The sequence below is a fragment of the Providencia rustigianii DSM 4541 genome (assembly GCF_000156395.1).
GTDB classification, from domain to species: Bacteria; Pseudomonadota; Gammaproteobacteria; order Enterobacterales; family Enterobacteriaceae; genus Providencia; species Providencia rustigianii.
The window spans coordinates 534,370-553,027 of sequence record NZ_GG703819.1; the positions used below are offsets into that span (position 1 = coordinate 534,370).

An 18,658-nucleotide genomic window follows, 5' to 3' on the forward strand; every position below is an offset into this window, starting at 1 on the left:
TATAGCCTTATTGATAATTAACGACAGTCCACGGATAAAATAGGCAAATGTTGGTTTAAATGCTCTGGCATGAGCTGATAATCAGCAATACATTGGTCTTGTTCTGATTTCCCCCACTTCACTTGAATACGCCCACGTTCTGGCATTCCGCTCAAGTAAATGTCACCATTTTCATTCGCTATTGCAGTACTCAATGCCTTATCGTTACTGCCTATTAGTTGTGCCATTGCACCAAATGGAACGGGCTTGCCATTATGAGTCACACTGAACAATAAACGATATCCCACATGGGTTTCATAGTTAGCAAGAATTGCCGCACCTCTGGTAGGAACCACGGTTTTGGAGTTGGTTTTTAATTCCACATTGTCTGGCAATGTATCAATATCTAGAGCAATTTCATTTTTCGAATAAGCATTTAAATATGGAACAATGGCATAACCACGGGAATCAGTTAAAACACCAGTACGATTCGCGACTTTAACGCCATCAGCACCCGGCGCACGGATAATAGCGAATGAGTCATAGATTGGTTGAGCTAATGTCACACCATAGGGATGAGCAACAATGGCTCCCGTTAAACCGTAATTAACCCGTTGATTATCTTTATCATAGCCGTAACCCACATTCGCGATACCAAAGCTACCTCGGTAAGATGCTGATGCATTCCCACTCGCTTTAGCGCCTTTATTCCCATATGACTGCTGAACCGTATAGTTCAAATTATTATCTTCAAGTAGGCTACCGCTAGCGCCAATCATCGCATCCGTATACCCGCTATTATCGGTAGTCATGCTGGTATTCAGTGATACGGAGTTCTTTTTATCACCTAATGGAATCGAGAGTGAAATAGAGAATTGGTTATCTGCCTTTTGGTTATACGGACTCATTGAATAGTTATAATTGATGCTATATGTCATACCCGCCAAGTTATTATTATAACCCGTGCTCATGGTACGTTCGGAGCCAGAACGGTTCCAATAATCTTGCTGATATACTGAAAAATAAAGGCTTCCCAACTCTTTCAATGACTGACTCAGGGTTATTTGAAAACGATTTTTTTTATTATCACGATATAGCTGATTAATATCACTATTCGCTTCCGTAAACGTGTAATAGCCTTCGGTTGAATAGCGATAGTTTGCCAGTGTGACGGAGGTTCCCGTTGCCATCATATTTTTTGTATATTGAAAACGATATGATTCCCCTGTACTCGAATCATATTTGCCTCTTAAATTTTTAGTGCTTGCTTGAGTTACATCCGTGGATAATGCGCCTAAAGCCCCTAAATTAATTCCCACACCGAGCGCATAAGATTGATAATTTTCAGATAGGATTGTGCCCACATATCCCGTAATACCTTTAGGTAAGCCATAAATAAAGGTACTTTGGATAAAATTAGGTTCATGCCCTTTATCTGTAGATTTAAATTTCCCGCCCGTTAATGAATATTTAAATTGCCCTTCTCGCTGCATAATGGCAACCGATGAAAACGGCACAATATAGGAGCGCTCAGAACCATCAGCTTCTTTAATGGTAACGGTTAAGTCACCGCCACTGCCTATCGAGTTAAGATTATCAATTTCAAAAGCACCGGGAGAGACATAAGACTGATAAATCACATAATCATTTTGTTTAACTGTTACCTCTGCATTACTTTGAGCAATACCTCGAACAACTGGCGCAAAGCCTTTCATTGAGTTAGGTAACATCGATTCATCACTTTGTAATTGAATACCGCGAAATTGGATACCATCAAAAATTTCGCTCGGGGTTGATGTATCCCCCAATATTAATTGTGATTTTAGGCTATTTATTCCACGCTCTAAGCTAGTTTCAATACTTTGCCAGCTTTGTTGATCTGAGTTACTTGTATAGGTTGAATAGTTTTTTAATCGCCATGGGCCAACATTTAAACCGCTGCGTAAATTTACATATTGAGAATTAGTATCGGTCCCACCATTTTGGCTCCAATTATTTGAACCACTGTAATAGTAATTCATCACCAATGCTGGAACACCGTTTTCCCATTGGCTCATTGGAATTGCATCTGATGCCACTTGATTCATCGCAATTTGAGGAATGGAAATAATCAGTTGCTGCTGGGGCAGATCCAATGTTGACTTGGCATCAGGAATATATTGACTAAGTGCACCAATTTCTTGCGTGGATGATAACGAACGCAAGGCAGGAATATCATCGGCTTTGACGCCCCAATCCGCTAACTCTTGTTTCGTTAAAACAGGAATTAATTGGTTATTTTCCTTATCCTCAATAAACTTAATTTCTTTTGTTTCAATAGAGTTACCATTGAGAATAACATCGACCCTATAATCCCCAGCAATCTGCCCACCCGGTTTAGAAAATTGTTCTAAATCTTGCAGTTGAGCAATATTTTGCCCTTCAACAATACTTAATGAGTTTGGATTAAAATAATCGGCAGCAATCGCCGGATTAAGGCTAATACCTGTCACTAAAATGGTGGCTACAGCGTTGACTATCTTTTTCAGTTGGAAGTTAAGCACCCCATTATACGCACCCACTTCGACTCTATGAGTGGGTTGATATAATTTTAGTTTTTTCTTAATGGGACGCATAATGGGTCATCTTCCATTGATTATTTTAATGGCTGAGTTTTTGATTTAGTCATCGAGCCATAGTCATTCACTGAGTTCCAAGTCACTTTACCCGCTTGCATACCGGATATATTCCATGAGGCTTCCCCCATCGGAGGTACCATTCCCGGATTATCAAACTCCTTGCTATCGACAACTAATTTGCCGAAAGAAACATAATATGGTGTCGGATTTTTGGCTTTTAAAAGTGAACCTTGTTTTTCAAAACTCAGTTTTTCATAAGCATCCGTTGCTTCCGATGACGGTAATGCACTCGGACGATAAATAAGTTTTATTTTGTTATTAATTGAGATAGTTAAGCTGTTGGTTGCATTAGGATCGGATGGCGGAATTGATTTTACATTCAACCAATATACGGATTCTCTATCCGCAGGCAGCCGAGGATCGGTAAGTACAATTCGTATTGCATTCGCAGATTCTGGTTCAATTCTAAATAGGGGGGGTGTAACGGTAAAAGGGGGCTTGCTTTGATTGCTACCATCAAAGTTATCAACCCAAGATTGCACTAAAAAAGCACTGGTTTCATCATTTCTAACAGTGATGGATGCTTCCTTTTTATCCCCTTCATAAATTACCCTTGTTCCTCCTAGCACAACACTGGCATTCGCGTTGATTGCGATGAAATAAAAAAGAGAGAAAATAATCAGCGTTTTATTCACAATATTTCTCATAGAACCCAAATTTCCCATAAAAATAGAAACAGAGGGGATGTCTATTTCCCCTCACTTTATCGTTATTGGTTATATTCAATCGTTACCGTAACGTCTGCATTTGCAGCCCCTGGCGTTACAGTATCTGCGGTGGTCACATATCGTGCGTAATAAGTTTGTGAACCTGAGTCGCCCGTTAAATCAATACTTTTCGCTTCTGTACCTGGCGTATAGTAATTACCCTTAGCGGTCTCACCAGAAATACCGATACCAACCCCTTTTGCTACATCAACTTTATAGAGAGCCGGTGTCGCATCAGCAGTACCGTTAAAATAAACGCGAGCCTTATTAATAATTGAAGGGCACTTGCTTAAGCCAATGGTAAATGGAACTGCATCGGTAGTTTCACCAGCCGCAGTAAATGTTCCTGTGATCCAAGTTCCTAATTGAACAGTACCTTCACTTTTATTTTCATTATTAGTATCAACAGTACAGGTAGTATCAATAAATTGACCTTTAAAATGGATTGTACCTGTTGTGTTACCAGAACCCGTAGCCGCAATTGCTGCACTAGCAAAAGATGCTGCAAAAATAGAAGCAACTAATAAAGTTTTCTTTAAAGTCATAACAGACCCCTTTAATGGATTTTTAAAATTTAAATACCTACACAGTGAATAATATAAAGAATGGTGAATTAAATGTGCGATATGTATTCAATATGCATTCAGTATATAAACCTTTTTGTTGTTTATCCATATTACCCATTATAATTGTATATTCGGATTAAATTGGTTTTATATATAGATAAAAACCAATAACTCGCAATTAGAGTAGAATAAAAAACCAAAAATAGAGAAAATAATAACTTGTTAACGATAACATTATTTGTAAACTTAAATTTTATATTATATTTTGATGTGTAACGACTTATTGCAATAAATCAATTTATTTTTATTTATCAATGGATTGATATAATAAAAGTCGATCTTTAAAATGAGTATATATACTTATATAAAATAATAACAATAGAAATAATAAAATCATTGTCATTTATTTACCAATAAAAAAACCACTCTTTAATAAGTTTAAAATCAACTTTTAAGAGTGGTCTTATTTATTTTCAGTATAGTTACTTAAATTAATTTGAACGTAATTCTACTAACTTCTTAATCCTCGCCCTTGTTCTATTAAATACCAAGTTAATAAATAAAAGGCGATTAAAAACACCATCAATACACTAAGGGTTATTACGATAGAAACATCAGCAATACCTAAAAATCCATATCTAAAGCCACTGATCATATAGACGATTGGATTAAGCTTAGAAACCGCCTGCCAGAATGGTGGTAATAAAGATAACGAATAGAATACCCCACCCAAATAAGTTAGCGGCGTTAATACGAAAGTCGGAACGATACTAATATCATCAAACGTCTTAGCAAAGATAGCGTTCAGTAACCCTGCAAGGGAAAATACAATTGCAGTTAACAGCAAAGTAATCACGACCATTGACCATGAATGCACTTGTAGTGGAATAAAGAACAATGAGACAACCGTGACTAAAAAGCCAACTAAAATACCACGGGCAACCCCACCGCCCACAAACCCTGCAATAATCACATGGGTCGGTACTGGTGCGACTAACAACTCCTCAATATTCTTTTGGAATTTAGAACCAAAGAATGACGAGCAAACGTTAGAATAAGAGTTAGTGATCACCGCCATCATGATTAGGCCAGGAACAATAAACTGCATATAGTCTACGCCACCCATCTCACCAATTCGCGAACCAATTAAATTCCCGAAAATCACAAAATAAAGTGACATGGTAATCACGGGTGGTAATAGTGTTTGTACCCAGATACGCCCAAAACGGGTTACTTCTTTAATCCAGATAGTTTTTAATGCAACCCAATACAGTGAAAACATTATTCGCCCCTCACTTGAGCTTCTTGGCTCTCTTTTTTCACCAAGCTCACAAATAACTCTTCAAGGCGATTAGCTTTATTGCGCATACTCAAAATTTGGATCCCTTGGTCACTCAATTGACTAAATACCCCATTAAGCCCCTGCTCTCGTTTCACATCCACTTCGAGGGTCGAGGTATCAACAAGCCGAGATGCATAGCCCACTAAATTTGGGAGCGGGCTTTTGGGCATAAGGTCAAAGATAAAGGTCTCTGACTCTAATTGGCTTAATAAATGCTTCATACTGGTATTTTCCACCAGTTCACCATGCTGGATAATACCGATATTACGGCACAGCATTTCTGCCTCTTCCAAATAGTGAGTGGTTAAAATAATCGTTGTGCCTTGGGCATTTAGTTTCTGTAAGAACGTCCACATCGAACGACGTAATTCAATATCCACCCCTGCGGTAGGTTCATCAAGGATCAACAATTTTGGCTGGTGCATCAGCGCCCGAGCAATCATTAAGCGGCGTTTCATGCCGCCAGAAAGATTACGAGCACGCTCATCGCGTTTTTCCCATAAATCTAACTGCGTGAGATATTGCTCAGCACGTTGGTTAGCAATATTTCTCGGCACACCGTAATAACCAGCTTGGTTTAAAACAATCTGCAATACCGTTTCAAACGGGTTAAAGTTAAATTCTTGTGGTACCAATCCCAGTTGTGTTTTAGCTTGTACCACTTGTTTATCTAGGTCATAGCCAAAGACTTTCACTGAGCCACTGGTTTTATTCACTAACGAGCTAATAATACCGATTGTGGTTGATTTGCCTGCGCCATTTGGACCCAGTAAGGCATAAAAATCACCATCTTCAACGCTTAAATCAATTCCTCGCAAAGCTTTCACGCCACCCGCATAGGTTTTGGTCAGCTGCGATAACTCGAGTGCGTATGTCATATATTAAAAATACCTTTATTCTTGGGGCTGTTTGGGAGCAATATAGCCTAATGATGCCACTTTTTCCTGTCCGATGTTATGCAGAAAAGTGATAATAATTTAATGTGAGATTATTTAACATCCTCTGAATTGAGGGTTGTCATGTTCAAATGAGTGGTTCATCATAGAAATGAAATTAGTATAACTAATTATTATTTAATCAATAAATACTGTATAAGATTTTATCGCAAAGTCACACAATTAGGCTACAAGTCATGATGAGAAAAATTGAAGAGCTGTTTGCTAATAACGAAGCATGGTCAGCGTCTGTAAAAGAAAAAGATCCTGAATTCTTTAAAGAATTATCAAAAGCTCAAAAACCAAGATTTCTATGGATAGGCTGCTCAGACAGTCGAGTGCCTGCTGAAAAACTGATCAACGCGGCGCCAGGTGATCTTTTCGTTCACCGTAACGTAGCAAACTTAGTCATTCACACTGACTTAAACTGTTTATCTGTTATTCAATATGCGGTTGACGTGCTGGAAGTTGAACACATTATCATCTGCGGTCACTATGGATGTGGCGGTATTGAAGCGGCAGTGGATAACACTGAATTAGGCTTAATCAATAACTGGTTATTACATATCCGTGATATTTGGTATCGACACAGCTCAATGCTGGGTGAACTCAAACCTTGTGAACGTTTAGATCGCTTGTGTGAACTGAACGTAGTTGAACAAGTTTACAACTTGGGTCACTCAACCATTATGCAATCTGCATGGAAACGTGGTCAAAATATCATGATCCACGGCTGGGTATACGGAATTAACAATGGCCGTTTACATGACCTGCATATCACCGCAGATAGCCGTGAAAAATTAGAACTGTGTTACCGTGAATCTATCGCTAAATTAACCCAGAAAAAATAATATTTTCTCTGTCGTTAGATAGCAAAAGAGCAGCCTTGGCTGCTCTTTTTTATGGTTCAACAATGCCTATTACTCTTCCAGCAAGGTCACATGTCCAATATATGGCAGGTGGCGATACTGTTGGGCGTAGTCGATACCGTAACCGACAACAAACTTATCTTCGATGGAATAACCAATCCACTCAACGGGAACATCGACTTCACGACGAGAAGGTTTATCCAAAAGAGTACAAATTGCGACAGAGGCTGGACCGCGCAATTCAAAAATTTCACGAACTTTATTTAACGTGTTACCAGAGTCGATAATATCTTCCACGATCAGAACGTGTTTACCGCGAATATCTTCGTCTAAATCTTTAACGATTTTCACATCACGGCTGGACGTCATAGCATTGCCGTAGCTGGATACCGTCATAAAATCGACTTCATGAGGAACGGTGATTTTACGGCATAAATCCGCCATAAAAATAAAGGAGCCTTTTAACAGACCAACTAGCACTAACTCACCGTTAACATTCTGGTAGTGAGCACTAATGCTGTCCGCTAATTCACTAATTCGTTGAGCAATCTCTTCTTCAGAGATCATTACATCAAGAGTATGTTTCATCTTCAATTACGCATGTATGGGAATGGAAAGCGCGTAATTTTAACATAAGCCACACCAAGACGCGATGACAAAACAAGTTGCAGTGACATTGCAGCCACTGCAACCATCACGATTAACTCACAGTAAAGCCCATCATCATGCCAGTATCTTCGTGTTCCAACAGATGGCAGTGCGCCATATAAGGATGTTGAGGCGTTGCTTTATGCTTAAACTCCACCAGCACTTCGCTCACCTGCCCTTCAACTCTAACAATATCTTTCCAGCCTTGGCGATGTGGCTCTACAGGACGCCCATTCTCTTTCAGAATTCTAAAGCGCGTACCGTGCACATGGAATGGGTGCAGCATCATGTCTCCACGACCCGAAATAACCCAAACCTCTTGCTGATTTAACGGCGTATCAAAGGCAGGATGCGTCATCGAGAAAACTTGCCCGTTGATAGTATTTGCATTGTGGATATCTAAATCACCAGTGCCGGTACCGCAATGCCCCCCATTACCTTGCATTCCGCCCATCTTACCTTGGCTCATATTGCCGTGGTTCATGTTACCTTGGCTCATGTTTCCATTTCCCATATTGCTATGATCCATACCGCCCATCATGCCACCATGGCCGCCCATGCCCCCCATAGCTTGAGCACCGTATTTTTCACGCAACATCATCATACCTTGCATATCCAAACGCATATCCATCATCAAATGGAATTTACGACGGTTAAGCCCGGTCAATGAAGGGATAGCAGCAAGTGCAGCTAATTCTGTCGGTAATTTCCCATCACCTGCACTTAACGTCGTTTCGACACGCAATACAGGAAGTGGCTGGTCAAATGGCGCAATTGTCATGCCCATTTGCTTAACGGGTAGAGTCACAAGATCAAAAGCGCGACCATCAGATACGTCAATGAGGACTTCAAAACGCTCGCCCATTAAGATTGGTAACTCGGTTAATGCAATAGGCTCTGCAAGTAAACCACCATCGCTTGCGACGACATACATTTTGCGCCCATCACTGGTGGACACATTTAAACTACGGGCGTTACAACCATTGAGAAGTCTTAGGCGGATCCAACCTTTTGGTGCTACATGCTTAGGGTACACCGCACCATTGGTGAGCATCATATCCCCAAACCAACCCACAGCCGCACTCATTACATCCAGTTGATAATCGATTTGTCCATCATCTTTCAGGCGCTTATCTTGCAAAATAACCGGAATATCATCCACGCCCCATGTACTTGGCAACCCATATTTTGAGCTATTTTCATCTTTGATTACCACTAATCCCGCCAGCCCCATCGCCACTTGGTGGCCAGTTTTTCCGTGAGTATGAGGGTGGAACCAGCAAGTAGCTTCAGGCTGATCAACAGTAAAATTGACTTTTCGGCTAGCCCCAGGAGCAATAATCGCTTGAGGTCCACCATCCTGTTCACCCGAAATTTCTAGCCCATGCCAATGCACAGTAGTTTCTTCCGGTAGCTGATTAGTGATGTTGATATTAACAGATTGACCATTTTTCAGGCTTAATGCAGGTCCAAGTAAATCGCCGTTATATCCCCACGTTGTTGTTTTCTTACCGGGGACAAATTGTGAAATGCCCTGCTTGATAGCAATTTGGATATTACCCTGCGCATCTGGCTCAACTAATGGTGGAATAGCGAGAGTTGGATAATTCCCTGCGGCGACAGCAACGCGGCTCCAAACAGGTAATGCGCTAGCAGCATATGCTATTGCACTCAGCTTGAGAAAATCACGACGTAACATAGATAACCTTCCTTTTCTTTACCAGAATCAACAATCAGTGAGCACAGGATGACAAGGCAGAAATTGCCCTTTCCAAGCAAAACGTGTTTTAATGCTGATAATGATAAAGCTTCCCCCTACAGGAAGGTCAATAAATCCACGATATTAATATGGGTTTATTACATAGCTTTAAGAAAGTTAGAATTGCCTAACAGTTCTATACATTAAATAATTAGACTTACATAATTACCTTAAAAAAATAGGGTAACTTGATGTATCGTGGCTATGTTCTTATGCTAATGTAACTTGATATAAAAAACAGATAGAATAGCGAATGCAAAAATTTATATTAATATCCTACTTCATGATGCTGCTTGGTGTGACTCACTCAGCGAAAGCCCTTGCGCCGAACGAAGCCGAAGATCTCGCCGACCTCACCGCGGTTTTTATTTATTTAAAATATGATTGCGGGTATACCCAAATCCCTGATCGTGAAATTGAACGGGCGATTGTTTACTTTGCCAAAAGCAATAAATGGGACTTGAGCAACTATAACTCCAACAAAATGAGCAAATTGAACAAAGAAAGTTATGATGATCTGAAAGGGATCCCATTAGCTCAAGACTTCAAATGCCAATCTTTAGCGCGTGACTCTTTAGGGCTATTTGCTTACGTGAAGTAAGTTAAACGTTAAAGCTTCGGAAACATGTGACCTTACCCAACGTGTTTCCCTTTATTCTTTCCGCTTATTTTTTCTCTCCTGCAAAAATAACACTACCGATGGGATTGTTTGAATAATCACCATACGAATAATGTGATTCGACATCACAAATCCAGCATCTAAATTCATGGTAATTGCGGCAAACGTCATGGCCTCCATACTGCCCGGCGCCCAAGCCAGCAATAACACCGCAATATCGTACCCCGTCAGCCATGAGGCAAAGACCGTGATAAAAAACGTCAAGATGATATTAATAACTACCACTTGGGCAGAGGAATAAATATTTTTTATTAGGGCTGATAACGGAAAAACAATAAAGTGGTTACCGATATTCATTCCAATCAGTACCATACTGAGTTCCGTTAGCATCAGCGGAAAACTAAGCTGAATATCAATCCAACCTTGAATGAATGTGGCTGCTGCCAATGATGTCAGCATAAAAGGGGCTGGAACTCTTAAACGCTGTAAAACTAATCCAGCAATGAAGCCTGAAACCACTATGACCAATAGCCAGAAAGTTGACTCTAGCGTTAATGATGGTAACTCAAATAGAGGTTGAGAATCTCCCTCACTTCCCACCACAATTCCCGCCAGTAAAATAAGAATAATTAATCTAATCGTATGGGAAATAACAATTTTTTGAGGTGGCGTGTGGGTATGGTCAGTTAAAGCAAGGATCGCCGCCATTGCTCCTGGTACCGAACCGAGCATGGCTTCTTGCTTTGTCCAGCCAACTTTGCGATAAAACCAAAAGTAGCTAAATGAAAACTGCACCGCCAAACAGATAACCAAGGTCATCAAAAGCAGTAATAAATTATCTGCCTCTTTGAGAGAAACTTGATTAAACATCAAACCGACGGAGCTGCCCAACGTAACTTGAACAAAAGTGATGGTATGTTTGGGGATCGGAAATGAAAAACCCAAGCGATTAAAAATGATGATGGCGATGATCGGACCAAACATTAATGCTAATGGAATGCCAATATAGGTCAATACACCACCCACAACGGCACAGATAGCAATGCCCACTATCATTTTTATCAGCTTGATCATCGCGCATTAACCATTGAGATTATGAGTAATTAAAATAATTTATATCACAATAATGCAAAAGGTTGAGGCTGAGTGTGCTGAATTACTTATCATAGGGATTATTGGCTGGGGTTTGACCTATTCTCAGATTTTGTACTTAAAATCGCCCTCAAATATAGACGAATATTTAAGTCTGTATTGGTCGTTCCCCACCCTTTATTTTTCGATTTGCTGCTTATCGGCAACGGCTTGGTTAATAATTGCTTTTGCCATCCATTGCGCTAATTCCGTCACTTGTTCATTATCTAACTTCCAAATATCTTTCAATACCAGAAAAATTTCAGAACCATAAATAACAGAAAATGCCTTGATCACTTTATCGATCACTTCTTCGGGATATTCCGATTTCATCGGTGAAGTGACCATGGCCAAAATGTCTTTACGATTTCCACGTTCAAGACGTTTATCTCTTGGAGCCGGTGTGGGTGATGAACGACCTAGCGCCCACTGCTGTAAAGAAGTCTGTAACGCAGCTCTCAATACGCCTTCGTGTTCAAACATTCGAGGAAAAGCATAACGCAGTAACTCATCAATGCGCTCTTCCGTTTTTTCACTTTCAGGTTTCCACGTCAAAATAGGACCTAAGCTGACATTCACTGTCGCGGCGATTAAATCACTTTGAGTTGGGAAATAGCGATAGGCGGTAGCACGAGAAACACCCGCTTCAATGGCAAGTTCAGAAACTGATGGCATCGCCCCTTTTTCAAACAATTCGACCGCCGTCGACACTAAAAGGTTATAAGTGCGTTTGCGTGTTCCTTTATAATCAGGCACAAGATGACTTTGTGGCATATCTTTATCCTTAAAATCCGCCGTTCAAATGAGTTTAGACAATATCTTTAACAATACCTATTCGTCGATAAGCATTTTTACTCATTAATTACTTATTCAGCTGTGTTAGTTTATAAAATTAAGCTATAAATACAATGCAATAAATTATTATATTAAAATATAAACTGATGAAAAACATTATTATAATTTATGTTTAATGCTTTTTTATATAATAATTATTATGTTTAATCAATAAGATACAGTTCACGCACCGATTATCCAAGTAAGAAAATAGCATAATGAGACTACAGTCTCATTTTTAATTAATAAAAAATGATACTTTAGTCTCAATGAGATGAAAAATTCAACTAAACACCCTACACAAAAGGATTTTTCTATGCCAAAACACCAGGGCTTTATTTATGTTGCAACCACCCTCGATACCAAAAGCGCTGAGCTATTTTATGTCAGTGAATTAATAAAAAAAGCAGGGCTTGCAGTACGTACTGTTGACTTAACGACCCAACCGACACAATTAGAAAAACAGGCTGATGTGACTTCAACCGAAATCGCGAGTTTCCATCCTCAAGGGACTGATGCGGTATTTTGTGGTGATAGAGGTAGAGCTATTGAAGCAATGGCTCAGGCATTTAGCCTGTACCTTGCCGCTCAAACCGATGTTGCCGCCATTATCGGATTGGGAGGTTCAGGTGGAACTGCATTAATTACTCCAGCCATGCAAATATTATCCGTTGGCATCCCTAAGCTGATGGTTTCCACGATGGCATCAGGGGATATTTCAGGTTATATCGGCGCAAGTGATATCTCGATGATGTACTCCGTTACCGATGTCTCTGGCCTGAATGTCATTTCTCGAAAAGTCCTGAAAAATGCAGCTAATCAAATTGCAGGAGCCGTATGGTTTGATGATGGCGAAGACAGTGCCGTCGAGTCTAAACCTGCGATTGCCTTAACCATGTTCGGGGTTACAACCCCATGCGTCCAACAATTAACGGCAAAATTAGAGCACGACTATGATTGTTTAGTTTTCCATGCAACGGGCAGCGGTGGGAAAGCGATGGAAAAACTGATTGATAGTCGTTTATTGGATTCAGTTTTAGATATCACCACCACTGAAGTTTGTGACCATTTATTTGGCGGCGTTTTGGCTTGTGATGAAGACCGTTTTGGTGCCATTGCTCGAACACAAACACCGTGTGTGCTGTCATGTGGCGCATTGGACATGGTGAACTTTGGTCGCCCATCTTCCGTGCCAGAACAATATAAAAATAGGCAGTTTTATCACCACAATTCGCAAGTCACACTGATGCGAACCACGGTAGAAGAAAACCGCCAGATGGGGTATTGGATTGCAGAGAAACTGAATGCATGTGAGGGACAAATTCGTTTTATTATCCCTACGGCTGGCTTCTCTGCTTTAGATATTGATGGGGCTCCATTCTGGGATCCCAAAGCTGATAGCGCATTTATCGACGCATTAACTGAAAACCTAATAACAACAGAAAAACGTCAATTAATATTAAGTCCATATCACATTAATTCTGCTGAATTTTGTGAACAGGTCATTGAATTACACCAGGAAATTTGTCAATAAGTAGAGGTTGATACATGAAACATAATCGCGAAGATTTACTGAATAAATTCAGAGCGATGGTAGCCCGTGGCGAGCCAATTATTGGCGGCGGTGCTGGAACGGGGCTTTCAGCTAAATGTGAAGAAGCTGGAGGCATTGACCTTATCGTTATCTATAACTCAGGTCGTTATCGCATGGCAGGACGCGGTTCTTTAGCAGGTCTGCTGGCCTATGGTAATGCCAACGAAATCGTCATGGATATGGCAAAAGAGGTGCTACCTGTCGTAAAACACACGCCTGTCCTTGCTGGCGTAAACGGTACCGATCCATTCTGCCAGTTTGATAAATTCCTCGATGACATCAAAGCGACTGGCTTTGCGGGCGTCCAGAACTTTCCAACTGTCGGTCTAATCGATGGCAACTTCCGAGCTAACCTCGAAGAAACGGGAATGGGTTATGGCTTAGAAGTGGATATGATCCGCATGGCTCATCAAAAAGGGTTATTAACTACCCCCTATATCTTTAGCCGTGAAGATGCCATTGCCATGACAGAAGCGGGGGCCGATATCATCGTGCCACATATGGGACTGACAACCGGTGGCAACATTGGTGCAGAAACCGCAGTTACACTGCAAGACTGTGTGGCGCTAATAAATGATTGGGCGACAGCAGCAAAATCTGTACGCGATGATGTCATCGTGCTGTGCCATGGTGGCCCTATTGCGACTCCTGAAGATGCTGAGTTTATTTTAGCAAATTGCCCAGACTGCCACGGCTTTTATGGCGCGAGTTCTATGGAACGTTTACCAACTGAAGTTGCATTAACAGAAACTACTCAAAAATTTAAATCAATTACTCGCTAGTTTTTTATTCTTTTTTATTTTTTGCCAACACCAGGGCGCCTACTTCGGTAGGCGCTTTTCTTTGTCTGGATTCACGACTTTAATTTTCCAGTTCAACATCCAAATGTTTTCGCTTATTCCGCCAATTTATCCAGCCAAACAGCGCAGGCAACACAACCGGTAAAGAGAAATAAAGGACACCAAAGGCAAAAGCAACATGCGGTTTTTCAGGAAATTCCCCACCCGAACCAATTGAGTTTAAATAATGGATAGATTCAAGATATTCAGGAGTAAGCCCACCATAAGGCACCAACCATGATAAAAACATCGTGAAAAAAATACTAAACATAAAATTCACGGCCATTAAGGCAGAATACAGCAAATTTTCTTGGCGCTCACTGTCGGTCCGGCTGGTTATCCCAAATAGCATGCGATTGATAACCGTCGCACTGTATAAATAAAGGATCACCGGAGAGTCCCCCAGCACAGCGGCATTAATCGCCAGAGCAAAGACACCGTAAAATAATGCAAAGCCTAAAAGCACTTTGATATTTTGGAACACTGACATAAATACGCCAGAATGCACCAAAATAAATTCGAAGATGAGGATCAAAGTGAGGTTATAAATAATTTCGACACTGTAGTTTTCAGGAAAAAACCAAACTGAAATAATAAAGCCCACATAAAATAGAGAAAAACCATAATTCATCAGTTTAGAAAAGGCACGCAATAAACTAAATGAGTGGCGACTTTCTTGTCCTTTTTTTACCGCTTTATTCTTAGGGAAAAAACTCGCTGTCGCAGATTTATCACCTTTTTTCTTTTTTACTTTCGGTATATTTTTCTTTGGCGTCTCCATCCATTCTTCTCCATTAATTAATACATTGTTCCCATCCTAAATCATGGCGTTATTCTGGGTTGTCATAATTAAAAAAGTGGGAAAAGAAAATGGTACGAAATTTTACTTTCCGTACCATTAAGAAAGAACTTAAAATTAGACTAATTTTGCGATCAGTGAATCTAAATCACCTTGCAAGAAGTTCACGGGTGGAATTTCAATCACTGTATAAGCTCCCGCGGGCTGCTTTTTCGCGACAGTATCAAGGCGATGTTTTCTTTTAGTGCCATTTGCCTATCCGACCTTTCTACTTAAAAGGAACTTTTTTACATCGGAAGCTAAATTTTTAAAATGCATTCGGTTTATAACGTAATGAATTGACAATTCGATCCCAAACTTCAACCAATTGCCACTGGCTATATTGGGTGTTTTTGTCTGCATTGTTTAACCCAATATATAGCAACGGTTTTTGTGAATCGGCGATCATTTCATTTGAATACAGAATAAATTCAAACATATTCGTATCTTCTTGCTTATTCTGTTTACCTATCATTAGCCATTCTAGAGATGGAATTCCGTTTGGTGAGAGTTTTTCTTTTTTAATGGTACTTTTCTTAGCTAATGACATAGCTTCATTGATTTGTGGGCTTCGATTAAACAACGTGTCATCAGAACCAACAGCCGTATTATCGGATCTAAACCCTAAAATAAAATCATCATTCTCATAAGTAAATGAGATAATTTCTTTATGTTGATTTCCATCATCGGCAATAAATCCATTGGGAATGCAAACGCCTTTATCAACGGGAATATCTTCATTTTTTCGTCCCGATAATCGAGATATAAGTGATTGCATCGCAGCTAATTTAGTCGGTTTTTCATTAGTCTGAATTTCACTTAACCCTCTAGCCAAAAAATCAATTTTCTTCTTTTCATATTTTTTATCAGAAAAGTCTCTAATATTTGTTGTAATAACAAATGCAATCATTTCAGTGTACACATGGGCCTCTAGTGTTCGATAAGAGTCATCAGAACCTGATTTATTCCTGTCGAAAATAACACCTTTGCCATCCGGTAATTGGATAATTTCTTTTAATACAGGCGCATTTTTTTCACTGGTTTTTCCATTGCGAAGTTCTTGCTCTCGCAATTCAATTCGTTGCTTAAATGCAGGAGGATAAATAAATTTACTTTCAATATGAAAATCATCGATAAACACTTGATTATCTTTCATATTGTTAAATGGAATGGGAATATCAATAGCAAATCGCCCAACACATTGAGGTTTTACGTTTTCAAAGAATGCATCTATCAAAATATAATCCTTTTCAGTTAAACGGCTTTCTTTGTCATAAACAACCAAGCCTAAAAAAATGAACGAAAAAAAAACCAAACCAATCAGTAAGCCTAGATACTTATTAATCATTTAATGGCACATCCATAACCATTTTAATAATCGCTCTCAATGTAAATTGAATTGCCGGTCTGCTTTTTATATCGACTATATCATCGACCTTGTAAGCATCTTGATGATCAACATTTGTTGCTAAAATACTTTTGATTGACCGATGAGCGTAAATAGCCGAAAACGACTCGATAGGTACAGTGCCATCACCAGCCGTTTTTGATGAATTTAATTTAAGCTCTTTCGCTAGTTGACCTTTTTCTCGTTTTTGTCTATTTGTTGGCGGTAAATGAGGTTCGCCTTGGGAGAATACATATGGACTTACAGTTAACTTCGTTGGTACCCAATCAAGATAGCCATCCGATTCAACTTGATTACCATAAAAAACATAAGTATTTGGGTGGTATAGTTTTTTTTCTTGGTGATACATAAATTGACGAACCGTATCATCCATAATGTCTTGATAAGCAAGCCAATTATTATCTATTACCACAGAATCCTTATCTAGAATATCCGGCCTATAAAGCTTCCACCAAACATCATTTCTAAGATAGATATCTTTGAACGGATCAGGTTTTCCCGTTTCAGGATCGATTGTTTGAGGATAACTACCTTCTTCTGGGATAAATAACCACGGTGACTTATAGGAAGGGTAAGGAAGCAATTGCAAAGGCGCTGGAGATTGCGCTAGGACTGGCATTAATTCTTTAGCAGACCACCCCAGAATGTGTCCCGCAGTATGACCTTCCTCACTCGCCCCCGTCCCCATTCGTCTATAGGCAGCAGGAGATCCTAAGTCAGGGATCACTCCATGAACAACGCCTAATACTTTATTCTGGCACCCATCAAACGTTGACTCAGGGGTAGGATTCATTGCATATCGAGCCACCAACCCTCCCATGGAATGAGTCACTAAAATAACTTTCTCCACTGCTAAACCATATCCATGACAACGATATAATTTAATAACGTTATCTATATACTCCACAAGCTTAGATGCTGATTCAGCATTATCAGCAAGCCAATTATAGCCAAAAACATGTAATGGAAATAAAAAGCGATTAAAATGGTCAAGCTCTTTTTGGGTTAACGTTTGTTCATTTTCTTTTTCTTCCGTTCCAAGTGGTTTCTCGACAAATTCATTTAGAATACTCACATATGGTAATTTAATATCACCCTTACTTAGACGTTCGAAATTAAGAACATTACTCTGCCAGTCATTAATTAATGCCGCCTGAAAAACACTCAAGAAACGACCATAACTATAATTAAGTGCTTCTCCCCACCCTCTATCATGACGTTTGGGAAATAGATATCCATCATCAGAAAAGGGCGTATAGACTTCTTTATCAACTAAGCCTCTGTTATCAACGGTTGTTGTTTTAGGGTTTAATATGTTTTTTCTTTCATGGCCGGTTCTTTCTGCCCATTGTAAAAAAATTTCATACCCTGCATCCCCTCGCCACATTTCTTTTTTATCATCTCCTTTTGACATTAAATTCGTTCCCATGATCCCAGGAAGAAAAATAACAGGAATAACTTTTCTCGGAGGTAAAATACACTTCGCTTCGGCATTGAAGGATTTGGGTTGAAGTTGAACATCATTCCAATGGCATGTTCCGTCTTCTTTCCATTTAGGGATATGATAAGAAACAAATTGGCATTCGCCGACTTCTGGAATATTTCTATTTGACATGACGAGGTTCCTTTCGTGTTTTCCTTAAGAAAAACAGAATAGCGTAATTTAGCTTAAAGTTCCTCTTGAAAGATCCAACTATCTGTCACTCCAGTTTAGAAAAGGCACGCAATAAACTAAATGAGTGGCGACTTTCTTGTCCTTTTTTTACCGCTTTATTCTTAGGGAAAAAACTCGCTGTCGCAGATTTATCACCTTTTTTCTTTTTTACTTTCGGTATATTTTTCTTTGGCGTCTCCATCCATTCTTCTCCATTAATTAATACATTGTTCCCATCCTAAATCATGGCGTTATTCT

General features: G+C 39.7%; 17 protein-coding genes and 1 pseudogene. 4 read left to right on the forward strand and 14 right to left on the reverse strand.

From position 1 onward, the window contains the following. Positions 1-17: 17 nt before the first annotated feature. From PROVRUST_RS12330 to PROVRUST_RS12350, 5 genes are all read right to left on the reverse strand, one after another. Complete coding sequence (locus tag PROVRUST_RS12330; protein WP_006815166.1) at positions 18-2,594, reverse strand: fimbria/pilus outer membrane usher protein; 2,577 nt, start codon at positions 2,592-2,594, stop codon at positions 18-20. A 20-nt stretch (positions 2,595-2,614) separates the two neighbouring features. Beyond that, entirely contained in the window at positions 2,615-3,304 is a 690-nt protein-coding gene (locus PROVRUST_RS12335; protein WP_039855450.1) for a fimbrial biogenesis chaperone, read from the reverse strand. Between the two features lie 62 nt (positions 3,305-3,366). Further along, the gene (locus tag PROVRUST_RS12340; protein WP_006815168.1) at positions 3,367-3,909 is read right to left on the reverse strand and encodes a fimbrial protein; all 543 of its coding nucleotides are present in this window, start codon (positions 3,907-3,909) and stop codon (positions 3,367-3,369) included. Between the two features lie 532 nt (positions 3,910-4,441). Next, positions 4,442-5,212 (reverse strand): ABC transporter permease, encoded by a 771-nt coding sequence (locus PROVRUST_RS12345; RefSeq protein WP_006815169.1) that lies wholly within the window; start codon positions 5,210-5,212, stop codon positions 4,442-4,444. Then, a complete protein-coding gene (locus PROVRUST_RS12350) occupies positions 5,212-6,150 on the reverse strand; it encodes an ABC transporter ATP-binding protein (RefSeq protein ID WP_006815170.1) in 939 nt (312 codons plus the stop codon). Before PROVRUST_RS12350 ends, PROVRUST_RS12345 begins: the two co-directional genes overlap by 1 nt. 254 nt (positions 6,151-6,404) lie before the next feature. On the opposite strand from PROVRUST_RS12350, the gene can reads away from it, so the two are divergent. After that, on the forward strand, positions 6,405-7,058 hold the full coding sequence (gene can / locus PROVRUST_RS12355; RefSeq protein ID WP_006815171.1) for a carbonate dehydratase: 654 nt from the start codon (positions 6,405-6,407) through the stop codon (positions 7,056-7,058). Positions 7,059-7,127: 69 nt separating this feature from the next. On the opposite strand, the gene hpt is transcribed toward can, so the two are convergent. Further along, positions 7,128-7,664: a hypoxanthine phosphoribosyltransferase gene (hpt, locus tag PROVRUST_RS12360; RefSeq protein WP_006815172.1), complete on the reverse strand. Its 537-nt coding sequence runs from the start codon at positions 7,662-7,664 to the stop codon at positions 7,128-7,130. Between the two features lie 112 nt (positions 7,665-7,776). Continuing rightward, a complete protein-coding gene (gene cueO / locus PROVRUST_RS12365; RefSeq protein ID WP_006815173.1) occupies positions 7,777-9,423 on the reverse strand; it encodes a multicopper oxidase CueO in 1,647 nt (548 codons plus the stop codon). A gap of 313 nt (positions 9,424-9,736) precedes the next feature. Here cueO and PROVRUST_RS12370 point away from each other — a divergent pair, with 313 nt between their 5' ends. Continuing rightward, positions 9,737-10,084 (forward strand): YacC family pilotin-like protein, encoded by a 348-nt coding sequence (locus tag PROVRUST_RS12370; RefSeq protein ID WP_006815174.1) that lies wholly within the window; start codon positions 9,737-9,739, stop codon positions 10,082-10,084. 51 nt (positions 10,085-10,135) lie between these two features. Here PROVRUST_RS12370 and PROVRUST_RS12375 read toward each other — a convergent pair whose 3' ends face one another. Next, a complete protein-coding gene (locus PROVRUST_RS12375) occupies positions 10,136-11,176 on the reverse strand; it encodes an AbrB family transcriptional regulator (RefSeq protein ID WP_006815175.1) in 1,041 nt (346 codons plus the stop codon). Between the two features lie 195 nt (positions 11,177-11,371). Next, the gene (locus tag PROVRUST_RS12380; RefSeq protein WP_006815176.1) at positions 11,372-12,007 is read right to left on the reverse strand and encodes a TetR/AcrR family transcriptional regulator; all 636 of its coding nucleotides are present in this window, start codon (positions 12,005-12,007) and stop codon (positions 11,372-11,374) included. Between the two features lie 376 nt (positions 12,008-12,383). On the opposite strand from PROVRUST_RS12380, the gene PROVRUST_RS12385 reads away from it, so the two are divergent. Together PROVRUST_RS12385 and PROVRUST_RS12390 are read left to right on the forward strand one after the other, a co-directional pair. Continuing rightward, complete coding sequence (locus PROVRUST_RS12385; RefSeq protein WP_039855185.1) at positions 12,384-13,601, forward strand: Tm-1-like ATP-binding domain-containing protein; 1,218 nt, start codon at positions 12,384-12,386, stop codon at positions 13,599-13,601. Positions 13,602-13,615: 14 nt separating this feature from the next. Beyond that, positions 13,616-14,443 (forward strand): phosphoenolpyruvate hydrolase family protein, encoded by an 828-nt coding sequence (locus PROVRUST_RS12390; protein WP_006815178.1) that lies wholly within the window; start codon positions 13,616-13,618, stop codon positions 14,441-14,443. A 79-nt stretch (positions 14,444-14,522) separates the two neighbouring features. On the opposite strand, the gene PROVRUST_RS12395 is transcribed toward PROVRUST_RS12390, so the two are convergent. The 5 genes and pseudogenes from PROVRUST_RS12395 to PROVRUST_RS20555 all read right to left on the reverse strand — a co-directional run bounded on the left by PROVRUST_RS12395 (position 14,523) and on the right by PROVRUST_RS20555 (position 18,602). Next, positions 14,523-15,281, reverse strand: a complete 759-nt coding sequence (locus PROVRUST_RS12395) for a hypothetical protein (RefSeq protein WP_006815179.1) — start codon at positions 15,279-15,281, stop codon at positions 14,523-14,525. Positions 15,282-15,416: 135 nt separating this feature from the next. After that, positions 15,417-15,509 (reverse strand): annotated as a pseudogene (locus tag PROVRUST_RS20550) (diaminopimelate dehydrogenase); the annotation flags it as partial. A gap of 97 nt (positions 15,510-15,606) precedes the next feature. Further along, entirely contained in the window at positions 15,607-16,686 is a 1,080-nt protein-coding gene (locus tag PROVRUST_RS12400) for a T6SS immunity protein Tli4 family protein (protein ID WP_006815180.1), read from the reverse strand. After that, positions 16,679-18,361, reverse strand: a complete 1,683-nt coding sequence (locus PROVRUST_RS12405) for an esterase/lipase family protein (RefSeq protein ID WP_006815181.1) — start codon at positions 18,359-18,361, stop codon at positions 16,679-16,681. Before PROVRUST_RS12405 ends, PROVRUST_RS12400 begins: the two co-directional genes overlap by 8 nt. An 85-nt stretch (positions 18,362-18,446) precedes the next feature. Then, the gene (locus tag PROVRUST_RS20555; protein ID WP_006815182.1) at positions 18,447-18,602 is read right to left on the reverse strand and encodes a hypothetical protein; all 156 of its coding nucleotides are present in this window, start codon (positions 18,600-18,602) and stop codon (positions 18,447-18,449) included. Positions 18,603-18,658: the final 56 nt, after the last annotated feature.

Coding starts and splice junctions, on each gene's coding strand:
- PROVRUST_RS12405 (WP_006815181.1), bottom strand. CDS start 18,361: ATGTCAAATAGAAATATTCCAGAAGTCGGCGAATGCCAATTTGTTTCT.
- PROVRUST_RS12400 (WP_006815180.1), bottom strand. CDS start 16,686: ATGATTAATAAGTATCTAGGCTTACTGATTGGTTTGGTTTTTTTTTCG.
- PROVRUST_RS20555 (WP_006815182.1), bottom strand. CDS start 18,602: ATGGAGACGCCAAAGAAAAATATACCGAAAGTAAAAAAGAAAAAAGGT.
- hpt (WP_006815172.1), bottom strand. CDS start 7,664: ATGAAACATACTCTTGATGTAATGATCTCTGAAGAAGAGATTGCTCAA.
- cueO (WP_006815173.1), bottom strand. CDS start 9,423: ATGTTACGTCGTGATTTTCTCAAGCTGAGTGCAATAGCATATGCTGCT.
- PROVRUST_RS12330 (WP_006815166.1), bottom strand. CDS start 2,594: ATGCGTCCCATTAAGAAAAAACTAAAATTATATCAACCCACTCATAGA.
- PROVRUST_RS12370 (WP_006815174.1), top strand. CDS start 9,737: ATGCAAAAATTTATATTAATATCCTACTTCATGATGCTGCTTGGTGTG.
- PROVRUST_RS12335 (WP_039855450.1), bottom strand. CDS start 3,304: ATGAGAAATATTGTGAATAAAACGCTGATTATTTTCTCTCTTTTTTAT.
- PROVRUST_RS12390 (WP_006815178.1), top strand. CDS start 13,616: ATGAAACATAATCGCGAAGATTTACTGAATAAATTCAGAGCGATGGTA.
- PROVRUST_RS12350 (WP_006815170.1), bottom strand. CDS start 6,150: ATGACATACGCACTCGAGTTATCGCAGCTGACCAAAACCTATGCGGGT.
- PROVRUST_RS12375 (WP_006815175.1), bottom strand. CDS start 11,176: ATGATCAAGCTGATAAAAATGATAGTGGGCATTGCTATCTGTGCCGTT.
- PROVRUST_RS12395 (WP_006815179.1), bottom strand. CDS start 15,281: ATGGAGACGCCAAAGAAAAATATACCGAAAGTAAAAAAGAAAAAAGGT.
- PROVRUST_RS12345 (WP_006815169.1), bottom strand. CDS start 5,212: ATGTTTTCACTGTATTGGGTTGCATTAAAAACTATCTGGATTAAAGAA.
- can (WP_006815171.1), top strand. CDS start 6,405: ATGATGAGAAAAATTGAAGAGCTGTTTGCTAATAACGAAGCATGGTCA.
- PROVRUST_RS12380 (WP_006815176.1), bottom strand. CDS start 12,007: ATGCCACAAAGTCATCTTGTGCCTGATTATAAAGGAACACGCAAACGC.
- PROVRUST_RS12385 (WP_039855185.1), top strand. CDS start 12,384: ATGCCAAAACACCAGGGCTTTATTTATGTTGCAACCACCCTCGATACC.
- PROVRUST_RS12340 (WP_006815168.1), bottom strand. CDS start 3,909: ATGACTTTAAAGAAAACTTTATTAGTTGCTTCTATTTTTGCAGCATCT.